Raw genomic sequence first — 11525 nt, 5'->3', positions numbered from 1 at the left:
TTGTTCCAAACCCTATCAGTGTTTTTCCGTCCCCCTGACCACTCTCCTGCGGGCATGCAGAAGGCGACCCCGGGATAGGATCTGACGAGTATGGGTGCTGCTGAGCAAGGACGCTTGGTGCGTCGCTCGGCCTCAAGCAGGAGTACGACTGTACACGGGGCCGCGAAGCGGGTGCAAATCGATTGGGTTGGTGGTCTAGACCTCTAACCGGTATCTTCATGCGGAACCGGCACTTCATATGACATACCCTGCTGCACAGTGCGCCGTCAGGGACAGTGAGTGGCGGCCCGTATATAGATCTCCATCCCTGGGAGGCTTCCCATGACCACCGTGACGTCCCCGCTGGCAGGACGCGCCATCGGACTGGCGGCCGTGCCGGATCCGGTCTTCTCCGGGGCCATGGTCGGCCCGGGCACCGCGATCGACCCCGTGCGTGAACCGTCCGAGGCCGTCGCCCCCGTGGACGGAGTGATCGTCTCCCTCCACCCGCACGCCTTCGTCGTCGTGGACGACAAGGGACACGGCGTGCTCACCCACCTCGGTATCGACACCGTGCAGCTCAACGGCGAGGGCTTCGAGCTGCTGGTGAACAAGGGCGACACCGTGACCCGCGGTCAGGGCATCGTCCGTTGGAACCCGGCTGCCGTCGAGGCCGCCGGCAAGTCCGCCGTGTGCCCGGTCGTCGCGCTGGAGGCCACGGCCGAGGCGCTCTCCGAGCTCCGTGACGACGGCGATGTGAAGGCCGGCGACAGTCTCTTCGTCTGGAAGTGACACCAGTGCCGTCCTGTGACGGCAAATAGGACAACCACCGCGGCGGCGGGACCCGCCGCTCTATCGGAGACGGGTGAGATGGAGACAACGCTGCGAGGCGTCGGCGTGAGCCACGGTGTGGCGATCGGCGAGGTTCGGCACATGGGAACGGCGGTACTGGAACCGCCTGCCAAGCAGATCCCGGCCGAGGAGGCGGAGCGCGAGCAGGGGCGCGCCCGCAAGGCCGTGGAGGCTGTGGCGGCCGATCTGATGGCGCGCGGCAATCTGGCGGGGGGCGAAGCCCAGGCGGTGCTCGAGGCGCAGGCCATGATGGCCCAGGACCCCGAGCTGATGGCCGACGTGGAGCGACGGATCGCCGTCGGCAGCACGGCCGAGCGTGCCGTGTACGACGCGTTCGCGGCCTATCGCGCCCTGCTGGCCGGTGCCGGTGAGTACCTCGCCGGCCGGGTGGCCGACCTGGACGACGTGCGGAATCGTATCGTCGCCCGGCTCCTCGGGGTTCCGATGCCCGGTGTCCCGGACAGCGACGAGCCGTACGTCCTCATCGCGCGCGACCTGGCGCCCGCCGACACCGCGCTGCTGGACCCGGCGCTGGTGCTCGGTTTCGTCACCGAGGAGGGCGGGCCGACCAGTCACAGCGCGATCCTGGCGCGGGCTCTCGGTGTGCCGGCCGTGGTGGCGCTGCCGGGTGCCGGCGAGCTCACCGAGGGCACGGTGATCGCTGTGGACGGCAGCACCGGCGAGATCTTCGTGAACCCGAGCGAGGAGCGCAAGGCCCGGCTGACCGCCGAGGCCGCCGAGCGCAAGGCCGCGCTGGCCGCCTCGACCGGGCCGGGTGCCACCTCCGACGGCCACAAGGTCCCGCTGCTGGCCAACGTCGGCGGGCCCGCGGACGTGCCGGCCGCTGTGGAGGCCGGTGCCGAGGGCGTCGGTCTGTTCCGTACCGAGTTCCTCTTCCTCGACGACAGCAAGAACGCGCCGTCGGAGGAGAAGCAGGTCGAGGCCTACCGCCAGGTGCTGGAGGCGTTTCCCGAGGGGCGGGTCGTCGTCCGGGTCCTGGATGCGGGCGCGGACAAGCCGCTGGACTTCCTGACTCCGGCCGACGAGCCGAACCCGGCGCTGGGTGTGCGGGGTCTGCGCACGCTGCTCGATCACCCTGAGGTACTGCGCACCCAGCTGACCGCGCTCGCCAAGGCCGCCGAGGGCCTGCCGGTGTACCTGGAGGTCATGGCCCCCATGGTCGCCGACCGTGCCGACGCCAAGGCGTTCGCGGACGCGTGCCGTGAGGCCGGGCTCCGGGCGAAGTTCGGCGCGATGGTGGAGATTCCGTCGGCCGCGCTGCGGGCGCGGTCGATCCTGCAGGAGGTCGAGTTCCTGTCGCTGGGGACCAACGACCTCGCGCAGTACACGTTCGCCGCCGACCGCCAGGTGGGTGCGGTGTCCCGGTTGCAGGACCCGTGGCAGCCCGCGCTGCTCGACCTGGTCGCGCTGTCCGCCGAGGCGGCGAGGGCCGAGGGCAAGAGCTGTGGTGTCTGCGGTGAGGCCGCGTCCGACCCGCTGCTCGCGTGTGTGCTGACCGGTCTGGGTGTCACCTCTCTCTCCATGGGTGCGGCGTCGATTCCCTATGTCCGGGCCAACCTGGCCAAGTACACGCTCGCCCAGTGCGAGCGTGCCGCGGCGGCGGCACGGGCCGCGGACAGCGCCGAGGAGGCGCGCAACGCGGCTCAGGCGGTGCTGTCCGGCGAGTAGTCGTCGGACCACGCGGCCGGTCGTGGGCCGTTCTTGAGGGGCGCTCCGCCTGTCGGTGGGGCGCCCCTTTGGCGTTCCCCTCTGCGTTTTCCCTCAGTGGCGGTGGTCCGCGGTCGGTCCCTCCTCTCCGAGGTCGGGAGGTACGCAGTAGTCGACGTCGGATTCGGGGCTGATCAGGTCTCCGGACTCGATGTCGGTGCAGTAGGCGTCGAAGACCTCGCCCGCCGTCAGTGGGTCGAGTCCCCCGCCGCGTAGCCGCCAGCCGTAGACGCGGTCGGCTGTCCCGGGGGTGGTGGTGCGCATGACCAGACCGCCGGGGCTGTGGGTGGCGATGCCCAGGGCGAGGACCGTGGTGAATTCGAGGGCTTCGGCCTCGTCGAGTTGGGTGGCGCCGTTGGCGTCCCGCTCGGCGTGCAGGACGGAGACGAGTGTTTCCGGGGTCCCGGTGACGCTGCAGACGAGGTGCTGGTGGCCTGGCCCGGCCGTGTCGAGGATGCGGACGAGGAGGTCGGAGGCGCGGGTGAAGGCGGTGCGACCGAGGTCCTCTCCGCAGGTGGGGCAGCCCCCTAGTCGGGCCAGGAGCGTGGCGGCGTACTCCCAGGTGGCTTGCCGGACGGCTTCGTCGACGAGCGCGGGGACGAGGTCGGCCAGGGGCTGGCCTTCATAGGGCACGGTGGGTCCGGAGGCGGCCAGTTCGGCGGTGAAGCGTGTGCGGCTCGACGGGATGTCGGGGTCGAGGCCCGAGTCGGCGCAGAAGGAGGCGTACTCCTGTGGGTCGAAGAGGGCGACGGTGGTGTGGCTGCCTTGGGAGGCGCGGGTCCTGAGGAGTGCCTCCACCTGTTTCAGGTAGGTCGCGTGGTCGTCGAAGGTGAAGCTGCGGTAGCGCCGCATGGCGCGGAAGTCGTGCTCGTCGGTCAGCAGACCGATCGTGCCGGCGATTTCGCGGCGCAGGACGCGTCGCATGGTCTGGTGGTCGGTGTGCGCCATGTTTCCCCCTGTGTGCGCTGTCGATCAATGCTCACTCACAGTAACCGGCGCCACTGACAACGCGGTCCGGGTCAGGCGGTCACGGACCAGACGGTGCTGGATTGCGCAGGTCAGGGCGATGGCGGCACCGAACGCGGTCCAGCCGGCCGGGCCCGTGGCGATGGCCGCGGTGACGGCGAGGGGGCCGATGCTGCGCTGGGCGGACTGGGCGAGGCCGTGCACGCCGAGGTAGGCGCCCAGGGCGGTGTCGGAGGCGAGGGCCACGGAGAGTTCCCAGGAGAGGGTGGCGTGGAGCATCTCGGCCAGGGTGAAGGCGGCGGCCGAGACGACGAGGAGGAGGGTGGCGGTCGCGGTGCCGCCGGTCGCCGAGAGCGCCATGGTCGTACCGCCGAGGGCGAAGGCGGCGGAGAGCGGGATCAGGAGCCTGCGGGCGGCCGTGGTGGTCGTGCCGAGGCGGGCCAGGGGGACCTGAAGGGCGACCACCATGACGTTGTTGAGGACGAGCAGCAAAGGCGCGAGGCCGTGGGGGACGGTGCTCGCGTGGGCTATCCACAGGGGCAGGCCGACTTTGAAGACGGCGTCGTCGAGGAAGAGAACCGTTTCGGTGGCGACGTACGCGAGGTAGGTGCGGTCCCTCCAGGGAGTGGCCGGCTTGGCTGCGTGGGTCGGGTGTTCGGAGGTGGCGACGGTGCGGGAGGTGGACGGGGGCTCGGCGCAGCGCAGGGTGAGGAGTGCGGCGGCGATGAAGGACAGGGCGTCTCCGGCGAGGAGCCATTCGTAGGCGGCGCTGGTGCCGAGGGTGAGGGCCGCTGCGGCGGCGAGGCCGCCCAGGGCCCAGCCCGCGTTGGCGAGGGTGCGGTGGAGCGCCTGGTAGCGGACGCGGTCGGGGCCGGCGACGCGGGTGGCGTAGAGGCGCGTGAGGACGTTCGCGGCGCGGTCGCCCAGGCTGCCGATCGCCGATACGGCGAGGAGCAGCGCGAAGTCGTCGGTGGTGAGGAGGGCGAAGGAGGCGACGGCCCGCAGGAGTTGGACGGCGATGAGGAGGCGGGTGAGCGGCACGCGGTCGGCGAGTCGGCCACCCACGGGCGCGCCGGCGATGCCGATGGCTCCGGCCGCCGCGGCGAGGGTGCCGACCTGGGCGAGGGACAGGCCCGAGACGTAGGTGAAGTACAGGACGGACACGGAGGCCCACAGACCGCTGCCGACGCGGTCGACCAGGGCGATCCCGAGCATTCTGCGTCCGTCGCGCCCTCCGGGCACCCGGCTCGACCATGCGGCTGCGCGGCGCATCGGATGCACTGCTCCCCCTTGCTTCCAGTTATGTACTGATACATACTTGGCAACGTGGCAACACAATATGGGATCAGTGGTACGACAGCCAAGGGAATTGCGACGTCGGTGGAACGAGGCGTGGCCGAGGGCACGTTGGCTCCGGGGGCCGCCTTGCCTCCCGTGCGGCGGCTCGCGGACGACCTCGGGGTCAGCCCGGGCACGGTGGCCACGGCCTACAAGGAACTGCGCCGGCGCGGAATCGTGGTCACACGCGGGCGCGGCGGGACGGTGGTGGCACCGGCGCCCGCGGTGGCCTCGCGTCGCCCACCCCGGGTTCCGGAGGGGCTGCGTGACCTGGCCGGCGGGCACCCCGATCCGGCGTTGCTCCCCGCGCTCGTACCGCCGTCGCGCCTGTCCCCCGGGGCCCGCTCGCACCGCTCGACGCCTCGGCTGCCCCGGCTGGAGGAGGAGGTGCGCGACTGGCTCGGAGCCGACGGCGTACCCAGTGAGCACGTGACGTTCGCGCACGGGGCCCTTGATCTGATCGGGCGGCTGCTGTCCGTGGAGCTGCGGCCGGGCGATGCGGTGGCCATGGAGGATCCCGGTTACCACCATCTGCTGGACCTGGTCACGGCTCTGGGGCTGCGGATCGTCCCTGTGACGGTGGACGACGAGGGGGTGCGTCCCGACGCCGTGCGCGCGGCGCTGCGTGCGGGCGTGCGGGCTCTGGTGTGCAGTCCCCGGGCGCAGAATCCGTACGGCGGCCGCTTCTCGGCGGCGCGCCGGGACGCGCTGGTCGAGACGCTCGCGAACGAACCGGATGTGTTGGTCGTCGAGAACGACCACGCGTCGGCCGTCGCGGGCGCTCCCCTGCACACCCTGACCGCAGGAGCCCTGACGCGCTGGGTGCATGTGCGCACGGTGAGCAAGTTCCTGGGAACCGACCTGCGGTGGGCCGCGGCGGCCTGCGACGCGACCACGCTGGCCCGGCACGACGGCCGGCTGCTGCTGACGTCGGGTTGGGTCAGTCACCTGCTCCAGGAGACGGTGTACGGCCTGATGACCGACGAGGGCACGCGCGCGTTGGTGGCCCGCGCGGAGGAGGCGTACGCCAGTCGCCGGAAGGCTCTGCTGCGTGAGCTCCGCGAACGCGGCATCGATGCCTACGGAGCGAGCGGGTTGAACCTGTGGGTGCCTGTGGGGGACGAGTCGGCGGTGGTCAACGGGCTGCGGTCGTACGGCTGGTGGGTGGCCGCCGGTGCTCGGTTCCGGCTGGCGTCACAGCCCGGCGTGCGGATCTCCGCCGCCGGCCTGGAGCCACCCGACGCGGCGCGGCTGGCCTCGGACTTCGCGTCCGTGCTCGGGGAGTCCGAGGCCACCTACGGGGGGTGAGGCGCCCTGCGTCAGGCGCGCTTGCGGGCGAGTTCCTCGTAGAAGTGCAGCAGGTCGAGGTTGTCGATGGAGCCGGGGTTGACCGCCTTGTCCAGTGGGGTGCCCTGGAGGAGGCGCTTGACCGGGACCTCGATGCGCTTGCCGGTGAGCGTGTGCGGGACGCCGGGCACCTCGATGACCTCGTCCGGCACGTGGCGCGGTGAGAGCTGTTCGCGGATCGTCTGCTTGATGCGGTTGAGGAGATCCTCGTCCAGGACGGCGCCGGGGACCAGGTGCACGAACAGGGGCATCCAGTAGCCTCCGTCGGGCTGTTCGATGCCGATGACGAGGGATTCCTTGATCTCCGGGAGGCGCTCGACGGCTTCGTAGATGTCCGCCGAGCCCATGCGGACGCCCTGACGGTTGAGGGTCGAGTCCGAGCGCCCGTGGATGATCACGGAACCGCGCGCGGTGATGGTGATCCAGTCGCCGTGCCGCCACACGCCGGGGTAGGTCGAGAAGTAGCTGTCGTGGTAGCGGCTGCCGTCGGGGTCGTTCCAGAAGTAGATCGGCATCGACGGCATGGGGTTGGTGACCACGAGTTCGCCGACCTCGTTGACCAGGGGTTTGCCGCTGGGGTCCCAGGACTGCAGGTCGGTGCCGAGCCCGGGAGCCTGGAGCTCGCCGATGTGGACCGGGAGCGTCGGTACCGCACCGGCGAAGCAGGAGCACACGTCCGTGCCGCCGCTGACGGACGCGATCCACAGGTTGTCGCGCACCTCGTCGTGCAGCCAGCGGAAGCCGTCCGGCGGCAGCGGTGAACCGGTCGTGGCGACGCACTGCACCTTGGAGAGGTCGAAGTCACGTCCCGGGTGCACGTCGGCCTTGCGGCAGGCCATGACGTACGCCGCCGAGGTGCCGTAGAGCGTGGCCCCGGTCCGTTCCGCCACGCGCCACTGGGCGGCCGTGTCCGGGTAGCCCGGGCTGCCGTCGTACAAGACGATCGTGGTGCCCGTGAGGAGGCCGGAGACGAGGAAGTTCCACATCATCCAGCCGGTCGACGTGTACCAGAAGAAACGATCCTCGGGGCCGAGGTCGCAGTGCAGCCCGAGTTGTTTGAGGTGCTCGACCAGGATGCCGCCCTGGGACTGGACGATGGCCTTGGGCAGGCCGGTGGTGCCCGAGGAGTAGAGCACCCACAGAGGGTGGTCGAAGGGCACCTGTTCGAAGACCGGGTCCACGTCCGCGCCCGTCAGGGCCGACCAATCCCGTGCACCTTCGGGGGCCTCGGTGCCGAGCAAGGGGATGTGGACGACGGCACGCAGTGTGGGCAGCTCGCGGCGCAGTTCGGTGACGACCTCGCGGCGGTCGTGTTCCTTGCCGCCGTAGCGGTAGCCGTCGACGGTGAACAGCACCACGGGTTCGACCTGCTGGAAGCGGTCGAGGACGCTGCGCGCGCCGAAGTCGGGGGCGCAGGAGGTCCACACGCCGCCGACGGCGGCCGTGGCGAGCAGGGCGACCACAGCCTGCGGGATGTTCGGCAGGTAGCCGCTGACGCGGTCTCCGGGGCGTACGCCCAGGGCCCGCAGTTCGGCCGCCAGGGAGCCGACCTGGCGGCGCAGCTCGGACCAGGTCACAGGGCGCGGTTCGTGCGTTTCGTCGACATACAGGAGGGCCGGTTCGTCCGCGCGGGTGTCGGCGGCGCGCAGGGCGTGTTCGGCGTAGTTGAGCGTCGCCCCGGGGAACCACTGGGCACCCGGCATCGAGCGGTCGCCGAGTACGCGCGCGTAGGGCGTCGAAAACCGTACGTCGAACCACTCGGTGACGGCTTTCCAGAACGTGTCCAGCTCGTCGACAGACCAGCGGTGCAGGGCCGCGTAGCCGCCCTCGGCCGGGGCACCGTGCTGCTCGGCGGCCCAGGCCTGGAACCTGGTGACCTGTGCCTGGGCGATGCGCTCCGCGTCCGGCTGCCAGAGCGGTTGGGGGTTCACGGTCGACATGGGGCGGCTCCCGGGCTGTACGCGTGGTGTGCGTCGGACGCGCACGGGCTGGGGTGTGCGCGTGACGCGGCTGACACGGACGATGCCATGTGATCGACTTCTACACCAGGGTGCGCCCCACATAGTCCGCGTCGTGAAGATGTGGTCCCGGCACGGGTGAACGGCAGTTGAACGGCACGCACATGGGGCGCGGTCAATGGCAGGCTGAGCAGCATGGACGGTCGTGACCTGGTGCGTTCGATGAGGGTGGTCGGTTTGGTGGGGTCGGCCCAGGGGTTGCGTACCGTGCGCGCCGCGTGGTGCAGGAGGCGTGCCGACGCCGGCGCGCTGCCGCCGCGCGGTGCCGAGCGCGCGCGGGTGCCCGGGCCCGTGCGGGAGGTGGAGCCGGGTCCCGGGGGCGGTGTGGTGCGCTTCCGCCGCTCCGAGCTGCGCATCTTCGTGGCCGTGAACGGGGCGGTCTTCTGGGGGTGGGACGGAGCGGAGCCGGAGCCCTCGTACGCGCTCGCCGGCCGTTGCCCTGAACCGGATCCCCGGGCCGTGCTGGAACCGGACAAGGACGGCGGCTGGCGGGTCGTCGCGGAGCGGGTGACGGTGGCCGTCTCGCGGCACGGCGCGGTCGAGGTGCTCACGCCGGGAGGGGTGTCCCTGCGGCGCGATCAGCCGCCACGCTGGTGGGAGCCGGCCGGGGGCGGCCAGGCGCGTTGGATGCAGCGCTCCGAGGTCCCTGCGGACGCGCGGTTCTTCGGGCTCGGCGGACGGGCGTGCGGGCCTCGGCTGCGCGACGGCACCTACCGTCTGTGGAACTCCGATCCGCGGGTGGCGTTCGGCCCGGGTGACGATCCGCTGTACCTCACGATGCCGGTGCAGATGGTGGTGGCCGACGCGGCCACGCACCTGGTGTTCCACGACACCTCCTGGGACGGGACGGTGATACTCCGGGAGGGCGAGGAGGGCGCCGGATCGGGCCACGACCGCGCCGGTATGAGTGAGCTGCGGATGGACGGCGGCCCGCTGCGCTGCTGGGTGATGGTGGGCACCCCCGCGCGCGTGCTGCTCGCCTGGGCGTCGCTGACGGGAGCGCCCGCGCTGCCGCCGGCCTGGGCGCTGGGCTATCACCACGCGCGCTGGGGTTTCGGCAGCGAGCAGGAGGTCCGGCGGATCGTCGCGGGCTACCAGGAGCGTGGGCTGCCGCTCGACGCCGTCCATCTGGACATCGACCACTACGACGAGCACCAGGTGTTCACCGTCGACCAGGAGCGCTTCCCGAAGCTGCCGGTGCTGGCGGAGGAGCTGCGCCGGGACGGGATCCGGCTGGTGTCGATCGTCGATCCGGCGGTGAAGGCCGAGCCGGGCAACGCGGTGTACGACGGCGGGGCGGCCGTGGACGCGTTCGTGCGGGACGCGTCGGGGCGGCCGGTGCATGGCGTCGTGTGGCCTGGAGAGTGCGTCTTCCCGGATTTCACGCACGCGCGCGTGCGTGAGTGGTGGGGCAGTCTGTACGCGGAACGGCTCACGCAGGGCTTCTCCGGCTTCTGGCACGACATGAACGAGCCCGCCCAGTTCACCGCCTTCGGCGAGCCGACGCTGCCGCGCTCGGCCAGGCACGCCCTGGAGGGGCGCGGCGGGGACCACCGCGAGGCGCACAACGTCTACGCCCTGTGCATGGCCAGAGCGGCCTACGAGGGCCTCAGAGAGCTGGTCCCGCAGGAGCGGCCGTTCGTCTTCTCGCGCTCCGGGTGGGCCGGAATGCAGCGTTATGGAGGCACGTGGTCGGGTGACGTGGCGACGGGCTGGCCGGGGCTGCGCGCCTCGCTGTCCCTGGTCGTGGGACTGGGGCTGTGCGGGGTGCCGTACTCGGGACCGGACGTGGGCGGCTTCGACGGGAGCCCGTCGCCGGAGCTGTATCTGCGCTGGTTGCAACTGGGCGCGTATCTGCCGCTGTTCCGCACGCACGCGAGTCTGCGCGCGGGGCGCCGGGAGCCCTGGGAGTTCGGTCCCGAGGTGCTGGAGCACGCGCGCGTGGCGCTCGTCGAGCGTCGGCGGCTGCTGCCGTACTTCGTCACGCTCGCCCATCTGGCCCGGCGGACCGGAGCGCCCTATGTGCGGCCGCTGTGGTGGGGAGCGCCCGAGGACCGCGCCCTGCGTGACTGCGAGGACGCCTTCCTGCTGGGCGACTGCCTTCTGGTGGCGCCGGTGCTCGACCCGGGCACCGACCGGCGTGCGGTGCAGCTGCCCCGGGGGCGCTGGTACGACACGGCGACCGGCCGGGCGTACGAGGGACCGGCGCAGGTCCTGGTCGAGGCGCCTTTGTCGCGCATCCCGGTGTTCGCGCGCGCGGGAGCCGTCGTCCCCGTGCGCGGGGACGACGGCGGGCTGGAACTGGAGGTGTGGGCACCGGCCCGGGGGCGCATCGGCAACGGCCTGGTGGTGCCGGACGCGGGCGACGGCTGGGCCGAGCCGGAGCTCGACCGCTACGTGTGCCGCTGGGAGGGCCGGCGCGTGGTGGTCGAGCGCGAAGGCGACGACGGTGTGAGCGAACCGCCCTACCCGGTGCGGATACGCGGGCTGGAGCAGGGCTGAGCTCAGACGTACCGGCCCTCGAACCACGCCCGTACGGCCAGCGTGTGCAGGGGGAACGCGAGTTCCTCGGGCCGGCGCAGCAGGTGCCAGCCTTCCGTCTCGTCCGTGGCGGCCGACGCGGGGAGTCCCTCGGCGGGGCGTTCCGGCAACAGCCCGAACAGCAGCAGGTGTCCGTCGGGCGAGCTCATGGCGTCGACGAGCCGTACGTCACGGCTCGCCGCGTCGATGCCGGTCTCTTCCTTGAGCTCGCGGACGACGGCCTGCCGCCAGTCCTCACGGTCGTCGATGTAACCGCCGGGCAACGCGGTGCCCCCGCGCGCGGGGGCGACGGTTCGGGTGATGACGACGAGGGCGGTGCCCTTCGTGTCGTACACGGGCTGGAGTGCGATCGCGACCGGCAGCGGGTTGCGGTAGGCCACGGCGTGGCAGGCCGGGCACGTGCGGGGCCAGCCGGAGACGCCCTCTCCGTAGGGCGCTCCGCAGCTCGAACAGTGGGAGTCGGGCGCGGAGTTGGGGGTGGGGTGCTGAGTTTCGGACACGCGGCGGACTGTATCCGATCACGGGGAGGGAGTCTCCTGCAGGAGGCTCAGTGTTTGCTGGTGAGCGACTTCGAGGACACCGGGAAGTCGAAGTAGGTGTCCGGGTAGGGCTCGGGTTTGAAGGTGTAGTGCCACCATTCCTCGGCGAGGTTCACGAATCCGAGGCTCTCCATGGTGCTCTTCAACAGCAGCCGGTTGGCGCGTTGTTCGCCCTGGATGCGCGGGTCGAGCGTGTGGGCGAGGGTGTCGAAGCAGT

Annotated in this window: 9 protein-coding genes; 4 read left to right on the top strand and 5 right to left on the bottom strand. The window is 71.5% G+C overall.

Translation table 11 applies throughout. The features are described 5' to 3' along the window. Positions 1–321 precede the first annotated feature (321 nt). Together ACYF6T_RS43700 and ptsP are read left to right on the top strand one after the other, a co-directional pair. On the top strand, positions 322–771 hold the full coding sequence (locus ACYF6T_RS43700; protein ID WP_461703557.1) for a PTS sugar transporter subunit IIA: 450 nt from the start codon (positions 322–324) through the stop codon (positions 769–771). A 78-nt stretch (positions 772–849) separates the two neighbouring features. Next, positions 850–2520 carry a phosphoenolpyruvate--protein phosphotransferase gene (ptsP, locus tag ACYF6T_RS43695; RefSeq protein WP_461703556.1) on the top strand — a complete coding sequence of 557 codons (1671 nt, stop codon included), beginning with the start codon at positions 850–852 and terminating at the stop codon, positions 2518–2520. Between the two features lie 93 nt (positions 2521–2613). On the opposite strand, the gene ACYF6T_RS43690 is transcribed toward ptsP, so the two are convergent. After that, positions 2614–3507, bottom strand: coding sequence for a hypothetical protein (locus tag ACYF6T_RS43690; protein ID WP_461703555.1), 894 nt, complete (start codon positions 3505–3507; stop codon positions 2614–2616). Between the two features lie 24 nt (positions 3508–3531). Continuing rightward, positions 3532–4740, bottom strand: coding sequence for an MFS transporter (locus ACYF6T_RS43685; RefSeq protein ID WP_461703554.1), 1209 nt, complete (start codon positions 4738–4740; stop codon positions 3532–3534). 111 nt (positions 4741–4851) lie between these two features. Here ACYF6T_RS43685 and ACYF6T_RS43680 point away from each other — a divergent pair, with 111 nt between their 5' ends. Beyond that, positions 4852–6171: an aminotransferase class I/II-fold pyridoxal phosphate-dependent enzyme gene (locus tag ACYF6T_RS43680; protein WP_461703553.1), complete on the top strand. Its 1320-nt coding sequence runs from the start codon at positions 4852–4854 to the stop codon at positions 6169–6171. A gap of 11 nt (positions 6172–6182) precedes the next feature. Here ACYF6T_RS43680 and ACYF6T_RS43675 read toward each other — a convergent pair whose 3' ends face one another. Beyond that, on the bottom strand, positions 6183–8150 hold the full coding sequence (locus ACYF6T_RS43675; protein WP_461703552.1) for an acetoacetate--CoA ligase: 1968 nt from the start codon (positions 8148–8150) through the stop codon (positions 6183–6185). 213 nt (positions 8151–8363) lie between these two features. Here ACYF6T_RS43675 and ACYF6T_RS43670 point away from each other — a divergent pair, with 213 nt between their 5' ends. Continuing rightward, positions 8364–10730 carry a glycoside hydrolase family 31 protein gene (locus tag ACYF6T_RS43670; protein WP_461703551.1) on the top strand — a complete coding sequence of 789 codons (2367 nt, stop codon included), beginning with the start codon at positions 8364–8366 and terminating at the stop codon, positions 10728–10730. 2 nt (positions 10731–10732) lie between these two features. Here ACYF6T_RS43670 and ACYF6T_RS43665 read toward each other — a convergent pair whose 3' ends face one another. After that, complete coding sequence (locus ACYF6T_RS43665; RefSeq protein ID WP_461703550.1) at positions 10733–11269, bottom strand: NUDIX domain-containing protein; 537 nt, start codon at positions 11267–11269, stop codon at positions 10733–10735. Between the two features lie 47 nt (positions 11270–11316). Continuing rightward, a partial coding sequence (locus ACYF6T_RS43660; RefSeq protein ID WP_461703549.1) for a M15 family metallopeptidase occupies positions 11317–11525 on the bottom strand: 209 nt, incomplete at its 5' end.

Source organism: Streptomyces sp. 7R007 (genome assembly GCF_054850255.1).
The sequence above is the reverse complement of the archived record's forward strand: the minus strand, read 5'-3'. Positions and strand labels throughout refer to the sequence as shown.

What these genes read in the sequence shown, in the direction of transcription:
- ACYF6T_RS43670 (WP_461703551.1), top strand. Translation starts at nt 8,364, where the DNA reads ATGGACGGTCGTGACCTGGTGCGTTCGATGAGGGTGGTCGGTTTGGTG.
- ACYF6T_RS43700 (WP_461703557.1), top strand. Translation starts at nt 322, where the DNA reads ATGACCACCGTGACGTCCCCGCTGGCAGGACGCGCCATCGGACTGGCG.
- ptsP (WP_461703556.1), top strand. Translation starts at nt 850, where the DNA reads ATGGAGACAACGCTGCGAGGCGTCGGCGTGAGCCACGGTGTGGCGATC.
- ACYF6T_RS43685 (WP_461703554.1), bottom strand. Translation starts at nt 4,740, where the DNA reads ATGCTCGGGATCGCCCTGGTCGACCGCGTCGGCAGCGGTCTGTGGGCC.
- ACYF6T_RS43690 (WP_461703555.1), bottom strand. Translation starts at nt 3,507, where the DNA reads ATGGCGCACACCGACCACCAGACCATGCGACGCGTCCTGCGCCGCGAA.
- ACYF6T_RS43675 (WP_461703552.1), bottom strand. Translation starts at nt 8,150, where the DNA reads ATGTCGACCGTGAACCCCCAACCGCTCTGGCAGCCGGACGCGGAGCGC.